Here is a 16,138-nt window from a genome sequence, read left to right on the forward strand (position 1 = left end):
TGAAAAGTTATTATCTTAGAGCCAGTGATCTTGGCTAATCAAATTGCCACTCTTGCTTGTAATCGTACCTAAAGCCAATGGAAATGGAATCCATATCCACTTGATTATCAAAGGACTTGTTCAAATACTCCAAGTGCACTCTGAGCGGCGGTGTTGGTAACCACTCAAGTGTAACATTGTAGCCATCAAAGCTCTGATTTAGCGGATCGTGACTGCCGTACCCGTCATCAAAATCAAAATATCCGGTCTTGAGCTTATAATGTTTTGCGAGTTGATAGGCCAGAGAAAGATCAAAGGTGTGGCCTTGTCGAGAATCAAGTGCGCTCACGCGTTGATAGTCTTTGTCCTGATAGGCCATGGCAGCGTAAAAGCGAGAGTTAAATTGATAGGCCAGTGCGCCAGACCAGAGTTGGTTTTCACCAATATGTTGCTCGTTATCGTACACATCGTTTTGTTGATAAGTAATTGCGGCATGTAAACCTGCGTTATCGTAACTTAATCCTGTGTTGAATAAATCCGTTTGATTATCGCCTTTATCACCATTAAATTGGCCTGCGGCGATAAACGTCATTGGCCCCAATTCGTAGCGGTAAGTAACTAAATTATCAACGAAAAAAATACTCTCTGGATCGTAAGCAAATGGACTGCTGGCGTGATTAAAAATATCAACGTATTCGGCGATAAACAGATACTGTGCAGGTCTTTGCTTGCCGATACCAAATCGGCCATACGGCGTACCTAGCGCAGTATAAGCACGGCGCGATTTGCCAAAATTTCCTTCATTGGCGAGATCGATGCCCCATTCACCATGAAGTTCGGCCTGCCAGCCCGGCATAAATTCATGAGTCACTTTAATCCCTGCGTGGGATAAGGCGTCACGAACATCCCAGTTACTTTCGTCATCTTGGTTTATTACGCCAAATGTCGGGCGTATTGTGGCGTAGGCTTTGAGGGTGGTTGAGGGCTCGGTCAGTGGTTTTACGGGGTCACTTTGTGGTGTTGACTTTGCCACTGGAGCAGCGACCTTTAGGTCGCTATTTTGCGTCATAAATCGAGCTTTAAGCTCAGCTAATTGTCGCTCAAGATTTTCAATGTCGGCCATGGTGACAGGGCGATCGGCTGCCAAAACTGCTGAAGAAGTCAGTAAACAGGCTAGGCCAATCAGTGCGGTTGAGTTGCTCAAAGTAAAATTCATGGTTTTTACATCGCTCAGTTGCCAATAATCGAATTATAGACAACACTTTTGATATTCGAGCACTTTTTATTCAGGCTGTTGAATATGAAGATCCGCACTAAGTTCTCTGTGACTTCTGCCATAGTGATCTTATTGATCATCACCACAACGACGCTTTCTACTTACTGGTTTGTTAGCGATTCGGTGAAAACCAAAACCCATGCTTATGTAACCGACAGCACGCAATTGCTGGCTGTGAGCATAGAGAATTGGTTGGCTGGTAAAGCAACGCAAATTAATGTGATAAAAAGTCAGTTAGAGCAAAACTTTAGCGATGATAACTTTCAGCAAGCGTTGAATACACCAGTATTTAAAAACGAGTTTCTGCTTACTTTTGGTACTTTGGCAAATGAGGAGGGGCTCAGGTCAAACAACCCTGCTCGTAAAAATCCTCCGGGCGTAGATTTTAGAGAGCGAGCTTGGTATCAACTTGGTAAAAATCAAAATAAAACGGTGTATACCAGCCCGTATACTGATGCGGCGACAGGCGAATTGTTGCTATCGGTAGTGTCTCCCATCGTAGTTAATGGTAAATTTAAAGGGGTTATTGGGGGAGACTTAAGCCTAAAAACCATCGCCAATAGTGTCAATCAGGTCAATTTTGATAATACCGGTTATGCCTTTTTGGTCGACAAGTCTGGTAATATCATTTCTCATCAACATGCCGAATTTAACGGCAAAAAACTGCAACAGGCATACCCTGCATTACGCTTAGGTAGCGTAGATAAGTTGCAAGAAGTAGATACCAAAGAAGGCAACAGGCTGTTTTACTTACATTCGCTTGATAATACCTTTGGTACGGATTGGTATTTGGCAGTGTTAATCGATAAATCAAAAGCCTATAAAACACTAACCGAAATTACTATAAACTCCCTGATCATTGCCATTTTAGCCGTGGCTATTGGAGTATTCTGCGTACGGACTTTAGCAATTCACTTACTCCAACCATTACGGGATTTGGAATCTGCGATCACCAGTATGGCAAATGGAGGTGGTGACTTAACTCGGCGCTTAAAAATCGTTAACGAAGATGAATGCGGCACAGTTGCACGACAATTCAATCTCTTTTTAGGCTTTTTGCATGGGTTGGTAAGTAATGTAAAAGAACGTGCAGACGAAGTGGTGATAAGCAGTGATGCCGCCAAAGAGTTGTCGACGCATTCTTCACAGAAACTTGATCAACAAGTTAGCCTGATTGAAAACCTCGCTACCGCGATGAATGAAATGAGCACTACCTCGACCGAAATCGCGGGTAACGCGCAGCAAGCCGCAAGCTCCATCACCTCGGTAAATGAAAAGACCTCCGAAGGGCAAGAGATATTCTTTAAAGCGCGAAGCCAAATTAATGCATTGGCTGACGATATTACTGCATCGTACGAGCTAAGTACGCAACTTGCAGAATATAGCCAAAATATCGAGAATATTCTTTCAGTCATAAATGGTATTGCAGAACAGACTAATCTATTAGCACTTAACGCTGCAATTGAAGCCGCACGTGCCGGAGAGCAAGGTCGTGGTTTTGCGGTAGTGGCAGATGAAGTGCGCTCTTTAGCATCAAAAACACAGGAATCCACCACCGAAATTAAATCCATGATCGACCAGATCCAAGCCTCGTCCATTCAAGTTCAGCAATCCATGGGAAGCAGCCGAGATAAAACCCAGCAATGTGTTTCACAAACCGAACAAGCAACACATATGCTAGAAGAAATCTCAGAAGCAGTAAAAGAGCTTATGGATCGCAATATCCAAATTGCGACCGCCATCGAAGAGCAAAGTGTGGTGATTGAAGAAATCAATAAAAATACAATACATATCAACGATATCAGCGTTGAAGTCGGCAGCTTTTCAGACAAGCAATATAGTGCCAGCGAAGAACTCGCGAAAAATGCCCATGAGCAAGAGGTGCTGCTGTCTAAGTTTACGCTGTGAAAATATCGGTGACTAACAGGGCTTATATACCCACCGTTTGCTTAATAGGAAATTGCCCGCCGTCGCTAAGAGTATACCCAAGGCAAATGCAACATGTACGTTGGTAAGTGGTAAAAAAAGCCAAAATACACCTAGGTTCACAACGCCAAATAAATGGCTGATAAGTATATGTTTGGATAGCTGACTAATAACACGCACCCGTTGTGCTTGTGTAAAAGTGAAAAACCTATTACCTAACCATGTTGTCATAACTGCACACCAAAATGCGATTAACCTTGCGAAAAATGGCGTAGATGAGTTAGCTAAAAGCGTGCTAAAAACACTCCAGTCAACTACAAAGCCCGCTCCTCCAACACATAAAAAACGAAAAAACTGCATAACAAGCCACCTCAAAATAACAGAGCTTGCTAAATAGCAGGTCAAAAAAAAGTCGTCCCAATGTAGACATTTTTTCGACATTGTTAATTTTAAACTGCGCTAAATGCAATAATTGGAACAGAGTTATGACCAAGCTAATGGTTGCCATTGATAGGTCGAATATGGCCCGTACGCAGCGCAAAATACGTTACACCAATAGGGCACTTATCTCTTTAATCGTCCCTGCGTTTAATGAACAAGAGGTACTCAACACGATACATCATAAATTATGTACCGTGATTGCTACACTGCCTGAGTATCGATTCGAATTGATCTACATCGACGATGGAAGTACAGATGAGTCATGGCAAATGATGTGCCAGTTAAATAACAGTTTTTCATCTGTAGTTTGCCTGCAAATGAGCCGTAATTTTGGTAAGGAGGCTGCGTTAACTGCTGGATTTGAACATGCGCAAGGCGATGCGGTGATCCCTATTGATGCTGATTTACAGGATCCACCAGAGTTACTGCCAAAAATGCTTGAGGCGTGGAAAAAGGGTTTTGATGTAGTCAATATGAAACGCAGTGCCCGCGAAGGAGAGTCGTGGTTAAAAACAGCGAGTGCTCGGTGCTATTATAAATTACTTAATTGGGTATCAGATAGTCCAGTAGAAGAAGACGTTGGTGATTTTAGGCTATTAGATCGCAAAGTCGTTGATGCTATCAACACGCTTCCTGAGCGAAACCGCTATATGAAAGGGCTAATGAGTTGGCCTGGGTTTAATCAAACGACCCTCGAGTTTAAGCGTCCAGAACGGGCAGCAGGAGAAACTAAATGGAGCTATTTACAGCTTGTTAAGCTTGGACTTTCGGGAATAACTTCATTCAGCATGAAGCCTTTAAGGCTTGCTACTTGGGTAGGTTGCGTCATTTCCTTATATGCATTTATTTTTGCCATTTGGGTGCTGGTCAAAACACTCGTGTTTGGCGAGCCGGTACCTGGTTATCCAAGTATTATGTTGACTGTGTTAGCGTTAGGTGGCGTGCAGCTATTAGCCATTGGTATTTTAGGTGAGTACATTGCCGGGCTTTTTACTGAGGCTAAACAACGGCCAGTTTATTTACTGATGGATATTAAAAAGACCGAAGCAAAAGAAGAGTTGCAATATGAGGCATAATTACACTCTATTTTGTGTCGTCTTAGGGCTGATGCTACTGAGGCTTTTTACACTAGGAAGCTATCCCTTATTTGATACTACAGAAGCGAGATATGCAGAAATAGCAAGGCTAATGATCGTGACTCAAGATTGGATCACGCCATGGTTTGATAAAGGTGTGCCATTTTGGGGCAAGCCGCCAGCTCATACTTGGATTACTGCGCTTAGTTTTGAAGCATTTGGTATTTCTCCATGGAGTGCGCGCTTTGCGCATTGGTGTACTGGGGCGCTGAGCTTAATTATATTGTATTCCTTCGCAAAGCGTTCGCTAGGTGTGCGTATTGCTCAAGCTAGTATATTGATCCTTGCTAGTTGTATTGGGTTTTTTATAGCGACAGGAATGGTGATGACTGACCCTGCATTGATGTTAAGCTCAACATTAGCAATGGCTAGTTTTTGGTTATGCTATAAACACAATAACCGGGCTGCAGGCGTTATATTCTTTTTCAGTTGTGGTTTAGGCATGTTGATTAAAGGGCCTGTGGCGGTCGTTATCGTAGGGATAGCCATTGTGCTATGGGCAATTTGGCAAAAACGCCTTTACTCTGTGATTAAAGCATTACCTTGGTCATTAGGTTTACCTGTTTTTGTGGTTACTTTTTTACCTTGGTATATGTTGGCTGAGTCAAAAACGCCGGGATTTCTCAATTACTTCTTAATTGGTGAGCATATTCAGCGGTTCCTGCAGCCAGGATGGCAGGGAGATCTATATGGTACCGCACATGTGGAACCAAAAGGCACGATTTGGCTAATGTGGCTGATAGTCGCATGCCCTTGGTCAGTATTATTTTTCATTCGCTTCTTTAAGTCGCCAGATACTCGTGCGGTGTTATTTAGTTCTGAAATAAAAACGTATCTAATTACTTGGACAATTGCTCCATTATTACTTTTTACTTTTGCTAGCAATATCCTATCAGCTTACGTTCTGCCCGGCTTGCCCGCTTTTGCATTATTAGTTGCCTTATATTTTGAACCATTTAAAGGATATATAAAAATTGGGCTTATTAGCTTTTGTTTTTATGCATTATTAATAGCAGCATTGATATTTGGTTGGCACAGTAAGGATTCTGAGCATACGACGCTATCAGCGATATCAAAACCTTGCCCTAACACGCCAGTGTATTATTTAAAAAAACTGCCATTTTCAGGGCGTTTTTATAGTTGTGGCTGGGCTGAGTTAGTTATGGATGATAATGAACTTTTTCAGCTAATTCAGACTCAAAAGACGAGTTATGTTGTGCTAACACATGAGCAAAGAAGTACATTTTTATGGCCTAAAAATTTGCAATGTGATGTGTTAAGCGAAAACCGCCAGAGGATATTGCACAGATGTGTGCGAGAACACCATTAAAAATACTGCTAGTGGAAGATTCGCAGCAAGTAGCTGAAACCATATTTGACTATTTCGAGGGAGATGGGCATCACTTGGATTACGCTGCAAATGGAACACTTGGTTTGCAGCTCGCTCTTCAATATGACTACGACTGTATCATTCTAGATGTAATGCTCCCTGGGGTAGATGGTATTGAAATATGCAGTAAGCTCAGAGAGTCAGGCGTAGCAACACCGATTATTATGCTTACAGCGCGTGATACTCAACAGGATATGTTGCAGGGGCTTAACGGTGGAGCAGACGACTATATTATTAAGCCATTTGATCTCTCTTTGCTAGAAGCAAGGATACATGCTGTAGTGCGGCGAGTGCGCGGAGATGGCTTCAAGAAAATAATAAACGTTGGTTCATTGCAAATAGATTTACAACAGCGTTTGGTGACGCGAAATGAAAGTGTATTGAGGCTCAACCCTAGCTGCTACAAAATACTCTTATTGTTAGCACAGCAAAGTCCAAAGCCGGTTTCAAGAGAATCCCTCGAAGTTGCACTTTGGCAAGACGAGGTACCCGACCAAGATCTATTAAGGCGTCATATGTACCAGCTAAGAAAGATCATAGATAAAGCGTTTGATGCAGAGATGTTGGTTACGGTACCAAAGTTCGGCTACAAGTTGATTTCTGATGAAAACACTTAAGCAACAGCTATTTAAGGCATCTTGGCTTGGTGCTATTGGGCTTATTTCAATATATACATTAGCTGTCTCACTCGCTATTTTGTACACAGAAAACCGAGCAAGTGAGCAACGGTTGAGTATTGTAGGACCTTATCATTTACAAGAATTTTCAGAGCAAGAAGGAAAAGAGAAATTAGTCAATCCTTTGTTGAGGTTGTATCAAGATTATCAGGCACTCCCTAAAGCAATTCAAGCTGACATCAAACCTGGTTGGTTAGGGGTGACAACACTGCAATTTGATGATGATAGTGAATTCTGTGTACTTGCCTATAAAATGACTATGAAAGGTGGCGGTTCTAAAGTCTTATATGCTGTCGAAGATATTAATGCGACCGAATGGCAAGATATTGATTTGGCAGTCGTTGAAATTGGTTTTGCTGTGTTTGGTACTTTGTTATTTTTGCTAGTCACCTATCTTATTAGACTTCAAGCTGCCTATCTTGCAAAGCCACTACAATGTTTAGTAGAACATATTAGTGACCAAAGTCTTGACCATGAAGAAACAAAAATTAGTAGTAAAAATAGTTGCTTAGAGATACTAAGTATAGAGTCAGCAGTTAACCACTATCGCAGTAGAATGAAGCAAATGCTTAATCGAGAGCAAAGCTTCACACGCTATGTAAGTCATGAACTGCGTACGCCGATGATGGTGATCAAGGGAAATGTCGCGGTATTAAAAAAGCACACAGGGGAGAGTAAACAGCTAAGAGGAATCGATCTGGCTATTGAGCAGGTCACCGATCTTACATATACCTTTTTAAGTTTGGCTAGAGAGAGTCTTGGTGAACCTTGCCGTTTTGAAATCACAGCCGAATGGCTAAATGAAATAGTGGCACCATTTAGCAGTAAATCTGTGGCAAATAAAACAGAATTAAAATTACAACTTTTAGAGCCATGCGTCGTGTGTTGCGATGAAGTTTTATTAAAAGCTTTGATTAGAAACCTACTAGACAATGCTATAAATTGTACTTATGAAGGGCAAGTAAGCCTATTCCTTTCACAATCAAGCTTAGAAATAGTTGATTCTGGGTGTGGTTTAGACGAGAAACCGAGAGGGTATGAAGGGTTTGGTTTCGGGCTTCAGATAGTTGCGGATATTTGTACTAAGTACCAGTGGCAGTTTTCATTAACGCAAAACTCTGAATTTGGCTGTACCGCGAAAATTGTATTTTAAATATATTCGGGCCGAACGCTCTTTGCTGCAAAAAATAAATTTGAAAGATTAACAGACCCTAATTAGCCCCAACTGCTGCGACATTTTATAGACGCTTACCTCGATACTCTGATGCTAGATTAAACAGAGGAACGAAGGTGATTACTTTGAAAAATACTTTACTATTAATTTGCTGCTTACTTGGTGCTGTAGCTTGTGGTGGCAGTAAACAGAACAAACAGGTTGAGCACTCAACCAATCTTACCATCGACTTATCTGAACCAGATCAAAGTAAAACGTTGGTACAAGACTTTCCTATTACACTATATGTGGAGTATCCCACCGGAGTAGATTCTTTAGAGGGGATCACCAGTATTAATATGTATGGACCATTACTTCATGTTCACCAGAGTAATGGTGTGATTGGGTATATAGATACTGCTTCAGATTCACTTAGCTATAAACGACAGGACTATTCCGACTTAGCATTGCAAGAAGCGACAGACTTAGAAGTACAAGAACAAGCGTATTGGTTTGTGTCGGGGGCAAATACGGTGAGCCGAACAGGCTTACCAAATGGTGTGGTTTCAACATGGCAGTTAAAAACGCACTATAAACTTACAGAGTTAGCTGTAAATGACCAAGAGCCCAGCAAATTATGGTTATTTAATCGTGCTGATCGCCAATTAATACACTTTGATACAGCAACGGAAGCAGAACTGGTTTATGACTTGAAAGGAGAGTACGAACCTCAGGGGCTAGCGTGGAGCGGTGAAAAATTATTGGTACTGGCAGGCAACAATGCAGACTACATCGTTGCTGAATATGATACTGCTGGGACATCACTCAAATTAACAGCATCGTGGAAACTAAGTGGCTTTAACGGTGAAGTATTTAATGATGTGAGCCTTGCACCTGATGGGAGAATAATTGTGAGCTCGAACGCCGTAGCGAATAATATTTTCTTAGTAGCCGACAAAAGTGAGCTAATTGGTACTGGGCCGATTGAGCACGATACTGAATTACAGCTAGTAAAACAGGTTGAGCTCGAGCAAGGAATAGCTCAGCCGTCAGGAATTTGGCCGGTAAAAGATGGGGGGTGGTTATTGATCACCGACCAAGCTGAAGTCTTTTTGCTTGATAGTTCTTTTAAGATAATAGAAAAAGTATCGCTTCAATTCAGCAGTATTGAATGTAATCAGGGTTGTACAGAAGCGGTTGTTGGTACTTCAGATAGCTTTCATGCAATCACAGATACAGGAGTAATTGGTCTGTTTGTGAAAGTTGGAAGTGAATATCAATTAAAAGAAGAAGTCGTGGTGGCTGCGACCAATGAGCAAGGAGATGCGTATGAATATGCTGGTTTAGGACACAATGAAGCCACAGGAGAGTTTTATCTTGTTACTGATCAAGACGGCGCTGAGGAAGAAGATAAGCTCATTATTTTAGATTCTACATATAAAGTAATTAACATCTATCCGATCACCTATGGTTCAGAATCGAACGGGAGTATTTTCGAATATGATGCCCAAGGAGTCGTGTACAAAGACGGAGCGATATACGTACTCTCTCAAAGATTTACCAAACTACTTAAATTGACCATGACTGGAGAAATTGTATCAGTAATTGATCTGAGTGAAGCGGATGTCAAAGAGCCCAGTGATTTTGCAATTCGTGAGGGAAAGATTTATATCATTGGGGATCACGAAAATAACGAGGCCGTACCACCGATTTCTATATTTGAAATTGTACAGAGCTAGCCGAAATGGTATCGCTAAGAGCTGCTTATGTAGCTCTTTCTTAATTTATTGCTAAGCGGTATGGTTGTTGCTGAAACTCAGGTTATTTAACTCAATCATACGGCGACCACTATCATGGCGACCACTATCATGGTGACCACTATCAATACAGACGTTGAAGTCAGAAATTGGTATCAGTTTAAATTGGCTAAATATTCAATATATCTATGGCTTTAGTATGTTTAGCTGGTTGGGAGTTTGAGTGTAAAAAGTGCACCTCCAAATTCTTCACTGTCTGAGACGGTAATTGAGCCTCGGTGTTGTTCACATATCTTTTGTACGATAGATAGCCCTAACCCATAACCACTCACTCCCTTGTTTCTTGCTTGATCTGCTACATAAAAAGGCTCAAATATATGTGTTTTGTGCTTTTTATCAACACCTGGGCCATCATCATGAATAAAAATCTCGATGTGATTATTTTGCTCAGAACATACGACTCGCACTTTCGATTTAGCAAACTTAAACGCATTGCGGATGACGTTATCAAGGGCTCTCGTAAGCAATTTTTTATCAGCGATTACAAAAACCTTTGAAGAATTGAAGCGAATATCTAGCGCTATGTTGTGCCTTCTTTCTTTTTGCCATCGATGCTTAGCCCGATTTATCAAAGCGCTAAGATCGAATTTCTCCATCACTAACCTTTGGCCACTATTTTCTAATTTTGTATAGTGTAATAGTTCATCGATCATTTGCTCCATTTCCTCGGTGTCAGCAATCACCTCTTGTATGGTTGACATTTGTTCACTATTTAAAGCAGTCTCTTTTAGTAATTCTGCTTGCCATTGGATGCGGAATATTGGAGTCCGCATTTCATGAGCCACAGCATTCGTCAAAGCGCGATTACTTTCAACTAAGTGCATAATCCGGCTGGCCATGTCATTAAAAGTGCGGTTTAACGTTCCTAATGAGCTAGAGCCTGAGGTATCAGCACGACTAGCTAAATCTCCTTGAGCAAACCGAATTGTTGCTTGCTCCAAGAGCCTGACTCTTCTATAAATAAGGAAAATATTAATCAATCCAAATATAACAAAACTAATAGCTAAAAATATCAAGAAAAGATTATTTTCAAGTTCGACTTTTGCCCTAATAATACTTTGGGAGTCGGGTGTGTAGCTGAAGAATGCTGCATAGCCAGTCAACTTAAACCACAGGGTTCGATTATCATCAAAAAATATGTGAGTAGGATTACTCTGATTAAGTGCTGTGGCCACAGAAGCCGGTAATTGTGCTACAGAATGGTAAATTGTAAATAGCTGTTCCGTCTGGGTAGAGAATTGCTGCATCGCGCTTTTAGCTGCCTCAATACCTTGATTATCTGCTATGTTTTGGAGTAATTGCTGGTGTGCCATTGCTTCATAATCTTCTAATAAGAACTCGTAGTCTGTTGTTATTCCATACACCAGCCACTCATAAGCGAATACTGCTACGATGAAGCAAATAAACAGTACAAGTAGTGATTCAACAAAAATTCTTCTCATATAGAGCCAGCTTTTACCTGAATTAAATCAAGGAAGTATATTCACCAGGCATGGCTATCAAATAAATAACCTTTTCCACGAACTGTTTGAATGCCTTTCGAGACGTCTTGAACATGACTGAGCAGCTTACGTACCCGTACAATGCGATTGTCTATCGTTCGATCTACACCATCATATTCAATGCCTCGAAGTGCTTTGGTGAGTTCATCGCGCGATACAACTTCATCGGCTCTAGTTGCTAATAGCCAGAGTAGATCAAACTCGCTTTCCGTCAGGTGGATCAGCTTTCTATCAAACTCGCAGTGTTTGTATTTCCGCTCAAGCTTTAGCTTGCCAAAGTAAAGTGTTTCAGACTCAGTTTGTTGGGGAAGCGCTGGACGTCTCAGCAAAGAGCGCACTCGGGCAAGCAGCACCCTAGGTTTTATAGGTTTAGTGACATAATCATCAGCACCAATTTCTAAGCCAACAACGTGATCAAAATCATCATCACTTGCTGTTAATATTAATATCTTGCCTTGAAAGTTCTTTCTTGCTTGTCTACAAATTGTTAGGCCATCAACGCCAGGCAACATCAGATCTAATAATACAATATCGGGCAGAAGTTCATAAATAGCATCCACGGCTTTACTGCCATCCCCAACGACCGTGATATTAAACCCTTGAGCCGTGAAGTAATCTTTAAGCATCTTTTGGAGCCTTTCGTCATCTTCGACTATTAGCATTTTGCTCGTTTTCATCTGTTTACCGGATCCTAAAGAACTTCCTGTCCACAAGTATATATGAACTTTGTCAGCCTAAAAAATACATTTCCATACACAGCAATCACAGAAATTACCTTATTTACGCAGTAAAGTTTTCACCAAGTTTTAAATAATCAGGAGATAATATATATGAACTCTCTCAAAACATTAGTTGCAGTATTTTGCTTAGCTTCAGTGGTTGGTTGTAACTCAAATTCAAACTCAAAAACCACTATAACGCCAAAACCAGCAGAGACAACAGACCTGCCTTTGGCTAATTACCGCTTTTCTGAGTCAGAACTGAAGGAGCTTTTAGATGAACGAGCGGTGGTTCGCTCTTCTGTTAAGTTGAATTTTCAAGGGCAATTATTCGACAAGGTAATGTTTTCAGAACAGCTAAATGATAGTCAATGGATAGTAAAACTTGAAAATGCAGACGGAAAAAATTTAGATCTGTTGCTCGATAACAGTGCTGAAGGGACATGTTTTATTTACAGTCCGAGTGAACTAATGGAGTTATTCGATTGCAGTGATAAAACACGTACCGTGGGTGAAGACTCGACGGTGATACTGTCCGCTTCCCAAAGAGATGCGTCTGAGATTCAAGTTGAATTTTCAAACCAAGTGCTAGAGTTTATTGAAATCATTGGCTCAACTGTTTTAACAGCCAGTACTTCGAATAACCAAGTGACCGTGACAACATCTTTCGGCTTTGAAGACTTCTTCACGGAAATACTTAAAATGGACGGCAGTGAGGAACGAGTTCAATCGACACTTGGATTAAGTACATATACGCAATTAAAAGAGCTCACGTCGCAGTTTGAAGGTACAAAGATGACATTAAACTTTGCTAACCATATCGGTGGAAGTGCAGACGATGATATAAACATGTATACAGGTATGCTGATCAGAGAGCACAACATGACCACGTTAGTCTCGAGATCAGGCTCAGTTTTCTCGGGTGGAACAGATTTATTTGCAGCTGGAAACCCAAGAATATTAAGAAGAGCAATAGATTCTGACGCTATTGAAGATAACAAACAGATTGGGGTTCATAGCTGGAGTAATGGTGATAGCTCAGCACTAGATATACCATACACTGATGCAAGCCATAGAAGACAAGCTACGTACTTTAAAAAAATGCTTGGTGATAAAGGAGTAAGTTTTTACATTTTTACTTTGGAGTCAGCGCCAGCTGAGGGCGAGCACTGGGTCACTAAAGCAGAGTCAGAACAGTATGGGTTAATCACAACAATTGAATGATATTGGCAGCAAGAGTGATAAATTTAACTGTCACTTTTGCTTGTTTAGTTGGTAGAAATGTTGTCAAGTGAGTCATGCAGACCTTTGACGATGTTTTTTTACTTTCGCGGCGGATTGTTTACCTAGGTCTTGACTGTTGATGTTTCTTAGGTATTAACTGGGTCTCTAATTGGTGGCTTTGTCTTACCACTGCACACCATCTCAGTAGAGTAGTTAAAGGTTAGATACCGTGGTTTCTCTAATTAAAAATGTAAACGAAAGCAGCAGAAGAAATTTGGTGAAAAATGTAGGCTAGGAGGGTGATTGAACCTAGCCTAGCGACACCTTTGTATTTAAAGGACTTAAAAAGGTGCTATTGGTTATGGGGTAATTGGTTAGATAGCGCGACGATATCAGCCATAACACGTTTCTCTCCAAGATCAGCTAGGAAAGCTAAATGTTCCGTGGCTTTTACCTTTTGGAGATTCTCAAGCTTAGGTTCGCCACCAAGGGCAAGAGCTGGCGCAAAGCCATAGATTTCTCCATTTTCAAGAGGGCCTAGCTTTTCAACTGCACGGTCGAAAAGCGGTTGATCATTATGATCGCTTAAATCCAATTCTGCTTTTGGAGGTTGAGTGGCGAAAAATAAATCTAAGGCTCTAGAGGGGTTGTGTTGGCTATAAAGCTCACGATTGAAAGACGGAAAAATCATGCCATAACTACTCACTATTTTTAGACTGTAACCAGAACTTTCTCCCCAAATGTACATTTTACCAAAAGCGTCTATAGCGATAACCGAAAAGTGGTTTTGATCATTATGCTGCATTTGCTCAAACTCGGTTTCTTTTAGCCACTTGGCCAAAATAGCTTGATAATCTTTAGGGTTAACCTGCCAAAATCGTCCATCGCCCCAACCGCAAAAACCATATTCTTGCCAATATTCAATTAGGTTATCGGGTAAAATACCTTGATAGTGTAGTAGCTGTTCTTCCTTCGGTTGAACTGATTTTATAGCTGGACCAAATCCCTTAAAGTGATAGAAGTTGTCAAAAAATTTGTTCATTGTATACACCTGTGTAGAGGCACTGTTAGTTCGTAGGAAAGCTTGTTGTTGCTGGCTAAATAGGCGAATGTAGAGGTGTTTTACTCAGTACGCTTTAAGATCTATGTCATACTTCATCTTTTAGCTCTTGGTCCCATTCATAGTCAATATTGAATTCACCACTTTGTTTGAGTACAAACCTAACTCTATCCCATTTTTCTTCTGGATCACCACTTGTGATCTCATGGAGTTGCTTAAACAGGCGATAGGATTGATAGCCCACTTTGAAATCACACAATTCATTATTTGAATAATGAAGATATTTACCTTGATACTTAGCAGAGTCTCCGTAGTAACTAAAATCTATGAACGCTTCATCCCAAGGTGTCCTAATTGAATTTACTATGTTTTGTGCTATCTGGTTGTAAATCGCATGAACTGTTTCCATCGTTATTACTCCAAGTGAGTTATCGTAATTTATGTTTGGTGAACTAAAAAAGATAGAAATGAGTTAGTATCATCTATCTTTGCTGGTTGCTCATCTTCATCAGCTTTGAGCGCGTTAAAAAATGAAGATAGGTTGGTTGAAATCTCATAAAATTCTTGTTCGTTTTCACTGCTTTCGTGATCCCAACAGTAAACTTTGAGATCGTTTTTTCCTAAACAAAGTTGATCGCCACCACAAGAAGCACCAAAGATAAAATAGCCTTTTTGCTGAAGTTCTTCGTACATGACATTTTTCTGAAGAATATTGTTATTTTCATTATCAATACCATAAAGTATTTCAATTGACTGATAACCTTCATTATCAGCAAATGGCGCGGCTTGGTTTGGCTTAATTTTAGCGCCAGATTCAAAAATAACGGATGAAGTGAACAGTGAATAAAGTTCCCTCAGTTCATTTGGGAGCTTGAAGTTAAATTTATTTTCTATCTCACTGATTTTTAATTTTTTAGTGCTTTTTTTATGCAAGGGTGTGGCACCAAGAGAGAACAGAACATTTTTAATCATCGTTTACTATCCTTAATATTTCAGTTGGGCTTGTAGCATGTGTAGCGCCGATACCACGATCCTTGTTTGCTTTGTCGTCGGCAGGTTGTTGTTAAATTTGTTTGTTATAGGTCCGTAGTTTGAGCACTGTTGCCTCCTACTGATTATCTTGCCAATGTACGAGGTCTTTCGGATAGTATGGATGATTTATAAAACTGCTGTCATCGATGTTGAATACCGTAACAACAAGTGCAATTTCCCAGCACCAGTAGCCAATGTAAGCATCTGTAGCCATTAAGTGATAATCTGGGCTACCTTCCAATACATACCAAGCATCTAGATAGTCTTTTTGCCATTGGCGATAGATTAACATATTTAATAAAAATGGTTTAAATTCAGAGATCATCGCCGCGAGAGTATTTCTGATGAATAAGATACAAAGAGTCACTGACTAGCCTAAATAAACCTTTCATTTTGACTTCAAATTCAAACTGACTATTAGGTTGGACCTTTTTTATTTTTTCTCGATAATTTTTTAGTCTAAAGTTAATCCTATCATTGTAATACTCGATATCCCTTAATTTATCTCGTAGCATTTATATATCCTAAAATTCTATTTCGCTTATTTTTTCATTGGTTATTATGGTGATTTGTTATCATTTTTATAGAATGGAGAAAAGTGTATTAAAGCTAGGGCAGATATGACTTATTGCGTTATCACCCTCCTCAAGTTGTGAAGTGATAATAAATATAACCTCTGGATCCGTTGCGTTATAACGAAAATCAAAAGCAATTAAATTTGAATCAAAGTGTAACTCCCCCAAAAAATGAAACAGTTCATAAGTAGAATTTTCCATTAACTAAAATAGGAAAATTTACGATGAGAA

Annotated in this window: 15 protein-coding genes; 7 read left to right on the forward strand and 8 right to left on the reverse strand. The window is 40.3% G+C overall.

Features of this window, described 5'->3' with window-relative positions; genetic code table 11:
- Positions 1 to 34 precede the first annotated feature (34 nt).
- Positions 35 to 1,195 carry a porin gene (locus DRB05_RS12890; protein WP_128727309.1) on the reverse strand — a complete coding sequence of 387 codons (1,161 nt, stop codon included), beginning with the start codon at positions 1,193 to 1,195 and terminating at the stop codon, positions 35 to 37.
- A gap of 84 nt (positions 1,196 to 1,279) precedes the next feature.
- Between DRB05_RS12890 and DRB05_RS12895 the strand changes: the two genes are divergently transcribed.
- From DRB05_RS12895 to DRB05_RS12925, 6 genes are all read left to right on the forward strand, one after another.
- A complete protein-coding gene (locus DRB05_RS12895) occupies positions 1,280 to 3,163 on the forward strand; it encodes a methyl-accepting chemotaxis protein (protein WP_128727310.1) in 1,884 nt (627 codons plus the stop codon).
- Positions 3,164 to 3,666: 503 nt separating this feature from the next.
- The gene (locus tag DRB05_RS12905) at positions 3,667 to 4,698 is read left to right on the forward strand and encodes a glycosyltransferase family 2 protein (protein WP_128727312.1); all 1,032 of its coding nucleotides are present in this window, start codon (positions 3,667 to 3,669) and stop codon (positions 4,696 to 4,698) included.
- A 31-nt stretch (positions 4,699 to 4,729) separates the two neighbouring features.
- Entirely contained in the window at positions 4,730 to 6,088 is a 1,359-nt protein-coding gene (locus tag DRB05_RS12910; protein WP_275669084.1) for a glycosyltransferase family 39 protein, read from the forward strand.
- Positions 6,067 to 6,765 carry a response regulator transcription factor gene (locus DRB05_RS12915; protein WP_128727314.1) on the forward strand — a complete coding sequence of 233 codons (699 nt, stop codon included), beginning with the start codon at positions 6,067 to 6,069 and terminating at the stop codon, positions 6,763 to 6,765. The genes DRB05_RS12910 and DRB05_RS12915 overlap by 22 nt, the downstream gene beginning before the upstream one ends.
- Positions 6,752 to 7,978 carry a HAMP domain-containing sensor histidine kinase gene (locus DRB05_RS12920; RefSeq protein ID WP_128727315.1) on the forward strand — a complete coding sequence of 409 codons (1,227 nt, stop codon included), beginning with the start codon at positions 6,752 to 6,754 and terminating at the stop codon, positions 7,976 to 7,978. Before DRB05_RS12915 ends, DRB05_RS12920 begins: the two co-directional genes overlap by 14 nt.
- A gap of 146 nt (positions 7,979 to 8,124) precedes the next feature.
- A complete protein-coding gene (locus tag DRB05_RS12925; RefSeq protein WP_128727316.1) occupies positions 8,125 to 9,717 on the forward strand; it encodes a hypothetical protein in 1,593 nt (530 codons plus the stop codon).
- A gap of 221 nt (positions 9,718 to 9,938) precedes the next feature.
- On the opposite strand, the gene DRB05_RS12930 is transcribed toward DRB05_RS12925, so the two are convergent.
- A complete protein-coding gene (locus DRB05_RS12930; RefSeq protein ID WP_128727317.1) occupies positions 9,939 to 11,237 on the reverse strand; it encodes an ATP-binding protein in 1,299 nt (432 codons plus the stop codon).
- 41 nt (positions 11,238 to 11,278) lie between these two features.
- Entirely contained in the window at positions 11,279 to 11,974 is a 696-nt protein-coding gene (locus tag DRB05_RS12935; RefSeq protein WP_128727318.1) for a response regulator, read from the reverse strand.
- A 153-nt stretch (positions 11,975 to 12,127) separates the two neighbouring features.
- Between DRB05_RS12935 and DRB05_RS12940 the strand changes: the two genes are divergently transcribed.
- Positions 12,128 to 13,240 carry an alpha/beta hydrolase gene (locus DRB05_RS12940; protein ID WP_128727319.1) on the forward strand — a complete coding sequence of 371 codons (1,113 nt, stop codon included), beginning with the start codon at positions 12,128 to 12,130 and terminating at the stop codon, positions 13,238 to 13,240.
- A 352-nt stretch (positions 13,241 to 13,592) separates the two neighbouring features.
- On the opposite strand, the gene DRB05_RS12945 is transcribed toward DRB05_RS12940, so the two are convergent.
- The 5 genes from DRB05_RS12945 to DRB05_RS22990 all read right to left on the reverse strand — a co-directional run bounded on the left by DRB05_RS12945 (position 13,593) and on the right by DRB05_RS22990 (position 15,847).
- Positions 13,593 to 14,282, reverse strand: coding sequence for a GAD-like domain-containing protein (locus DRB05_RS12945; protein WP_128727320.1), 690 nt, complete (start codon positions 14,280 to 14,282; stop codon positions 13,593 to 13,595).
- 106 nt (positions 14,283 to 14,388) lie between these two features.
- Positions 14,389 to 14,709 (reverse strand): immunity protein YezG family protein, encoded by a 321-nt coding sequence (locus DRB05_RS12950; RefSeq protein ID WP_128727321.1) that lies wholly within the window; start codon positions 14,707 to 14,709, stop codon positions 14,389 to 14,391.
- A 29-nt stretch (positions 14,710 to 14,738) separates the two neighbouring features.
- Positions 14,739 to 15,272: an SMI1/KNR4 family protein gene (locus DRB05_RS12955; RefSeq protein ID WP_128727322.1), complete on the reverse strand. Its 534-nt coding sequence runs from the start codon at positions 15,270 to 15,272 to the stop codon at positions 14,739 to 14,741.
- A gap of 136 nt (positions 15,273 to 15,408) precedes the next feature.
- Complete coding sequence (locus tag DRB05_RS12960) at positions 15,409 to 15,699, reverse strand: PoNe immunity protein domain-containing protein (RefSeq protein ID WP_239965809.1); 291 nt, start codon at positions 15,697 to 15,699, stop codon at positions 15,409 to 15,411.
- On the reverse strand, positions 15,647 to 15,847 hold the full coding sequence (locus tag DRB05_RS22990; protein ID WP_240036243.1) for a PoNe immunity protein domain-containing protein: 201 nt from the start codon (positions 15,845 to 15,847) through the stop codon (positions 15,647 to 15,649). Before DRB05_RS22990 ends, DRB05_RS12960 begins: the two co-directional genes overlap by 53 nt.
- Positions 15,848 to 16,138: the final 291 nt, after the last annotated feature.

This window comes from Pseudoalteromonas sp. A757 (assembly GCF_004103285.1).
GTDB classification, from domain to species: domain Bacteria; phylum Pseudomonadota; class Gammaproteobacteria; order Enterobacterales; family Alteromonadaceae; genus Pseudoalteromonas; species Pseudoalteromonas galatheae.

Coding starts and splice junctions, on each gene's coding strand:
- DRB05_RS12890 (WP_128727309.1), bottom strand. CDS start 1,195: ATGAATTTTACTTTGAGCAACTCAACCGCACTGATTGGCCTAGCCTGT.
- DRB05_RS12895 (WP_128727310.1), top strand. CDS start 1,280: ATGAAGATCCGCACTAAGTTCTCTGTGACTTCTGCCATAGTGATCTTA.
- DRB05_RS12905 (WP_128727312.1), top strand. CDS start 3,667: ATGACCAAGCTAATGGTTGCCATTGATAGGTCGAATATGGCCCGTACG.
- DRB05_RS12910 (WP_275669084.1), top strand. CDS start 4,730: ATGCTACTGAGGCTTTTTACACTAGGAAGCTATCCCTTATTTGATACT.
- DRB05_RS12915 (WP_128727314.1), top strand. CDS start 6,067: ATGTGTGCGAGAACACCATTAAAAATACTGCTAGTGGAAGATTCGCAG.
- DRB05_RS12920 (WP_128727315.1), top strand. CDS start 6,752: ATGAAAACACTTAAGCAACAGCTATTTAAGGCATCTTGGCTTGGTGCT.
- DRB05_RS12930 (WP_128727317.1), bottom strand. CDS start 11,237: ATGAGAAGAATTTTTGTTGAATCACTACTTGTACTGTTTATTTGCTTC.
- DRB05_RS12935 (WP_128727318.1), bottom strand. CDS start 11,974: ATGAAAACGAGCAAAATGCTAATAGTCGAAGATGACGAAAGGCTCCAA.
- DRB05_RS12940 (WP_128727319.1), top strand. CDS start 12,128: ATGAACTCTCTCAAAACATTAGTTGCAGTATTTTGCTTAGCTTCAGTG.
- DRB05_RS12945 (WP_128727320.1), bottom strand. CDS start 14,282: ATGAACAAATTTTTTGACAACTTCTATCACTTTAAGGGATTTGGTCCA.
- DRB05_RS12950 (WP_128727321.1), bottom strand. CDS start 14,709: ATGGAAACAGTTCATGCGATTTACAACCAGATAGCACAAAACATAGTA.
- DRB05_RS12955 (WP_128727322.1), bottom strand. CDS start 15,272: ATGATTAAAAATGTTCTGTTCTCTCTTGGTGCCACACCCTTGCATAAA.
- DRB05_RS22990 (WP_240036243.1), bottom strand. CDS start 15,847: ATGCTACGAGATAAATTAAGGGATATCGAGTATTACAATGATAGGATT.